Source organism: Rhizobium sp. EC-SD404 (assembly GCF_902498825.1).
GTDB lineage: Bacteria > Pseudomonadota > Alphaproteobacteria > Rhizobiales > Rhizobiaceae > Georhizobium.
Genome location: NZ_LR701446.1, coordinates 1 through 1,525, shown reverse-complemented (window position 1 = coordinate 1,525; position 1,525 = coordinate 1). Strand labels below are relative to the sequence as shown.

Here is a 1,525-nt window from a genome sequence, read left to right as displayed (position 1 = left end):
GCCTCCGGAAACTGGCACGGATGACTGGTCTTCTCCCGGTGGTTGTGTTTGACGTTCGGGATATCCCAAACGTCGCCTGGATTCTTGCCGAGCGGATGCCCGCTGAGCTGACCTTTCTTTGGTCCTTTGTAGTGTTTCTTCTCCGGGTATTTTTGCGGCACTCGGATCGCATCGAGATTGAATGTGAAGTCATCCCCCTTTGTCGCCCAGACGACGGTTTCATGTCGGCCGGATAGGCGGTGCTTGCAGTGAAGCCCGTGCCCAAAAGACCATACGATCCTGTTTTGCATCTTGAGGCCGATTTCACGCATCAGCGGTATGATGATGCTGTCGAGAGGAATGATCTCGCCGCCACCGACGAAATTTCCCACCTGCCAGCACAATGAGCCGTTGTCGCTGGCGACACGTGCAGCTTCAGCGATGACTTCAGCCTGGTTGCTGGTCCATTCGGCGATCGTGAGATGATCGTCGTATGGCTTTCCGATATTGTACGGGGGCGAGGTGACGACCAGCTGCGCCGATCCTGAGGGCAATGCGCGAAGCTCATCGAGACAGTCTCCGACAACGACCTCGACGGGCGGACGAGTGTTCACGCACGGTGCATTGTCTGCTGGAGAGAGGTTGGCCGAAGTGATGGCTTCCTGAATGCTATTGAATATTGAATGGAATTCCGAAGGCGTTGGATATGTAAAAATTTCAGACATCATCATTTCCCTTTCTGATGATTTATGATGTCTGTAATAAAATTCGCCGTTCAACAGAAAAATGACGATATTTCGAATTCCAAATTAATAACTCCCGCAAAGCAAGCATGTGTAAACAAACTTTATTCGGATTGTTTCTGTGGGGTTGCTGCTATCGTGAGGCCGTAGACCATTGTGACTGCGATGGTCTGATAGATGCCAGCCAGTGCTGGGATGGAGTCTCGATCCGAGCGCAACAGCACTCGGACCACCTGATATTTCTGATTCACATCTGGAGAATCCCGTTTCCAAAATGGGGAGTAACGGGAGGAATGTTGGGGCCAGATGGTGAACGCCGTTTAAGGCTTCGCCCTGTGGTCACTGGACGCGATGGCCAACCCTGGGCTGCTGCGGTCAGTCAGCACCCTTCAGGTGTCGCTTGCGGCGGAACGGAGGTTTGGCTGCTTGGCTATAGCGGTCGATGAGCTCCTCAAGGGCGCTCTCGCTTTGACGCTCGTCGAAACCTTGGGCAGCGAGCAATTCCAAAATCGTCTGGTACATCCAGTCTTGATGTTCTTCTTTGGCCTTCATCGCCATTCGGATCGATCGCCAAAGCCAGACACGAGCAATGTCGTCGCGATCAGGACGTCGCATCTCCCGCATCTCGTCGCGGTAAGACTGCTGCCGTTCCCGTTGCTCCCGCCGCCGGGTGGCTGCTTGGCGAGTGCCGGTCGGCCGTGTTCCAGGAGTTCTCGTCATGTGGGCAGTCCACCCTTGCCAATGTTGACATGGGGGCAGACGGAAATTGGAGTGCGCCGATCATGGCAGGCACGTGCGGTTCG

The 1,525-nt window shown here is 54.6% G+C and carries 2 protein-coding genes; both read right to left on the bottom strand.

Annotation, left to right across the window (positions count from 1 at the left end):
- Window positions 1-704, bottom strand: a 704-nt coding sequence (locus tag GC125_RS00070; RefSeq protein WP_199864370.1) for a DNA-methyltransferase, incomplete at its 3' end; no start/stop codon positions are given.
- A gap of 393 nt (window positions 705-1,097) precedes the next feature.
- A complete protein-coding gene (locus GC125_RS00065; protein WP_151983175.1) occupies window positions 1,098-1,442 on the bottom strand; it encodes a hypothetical protein in 345 nt (114 codons plus the stop codon).
- Window positions 1,443-1,525 lie beyond the last annotated feature (83 nt).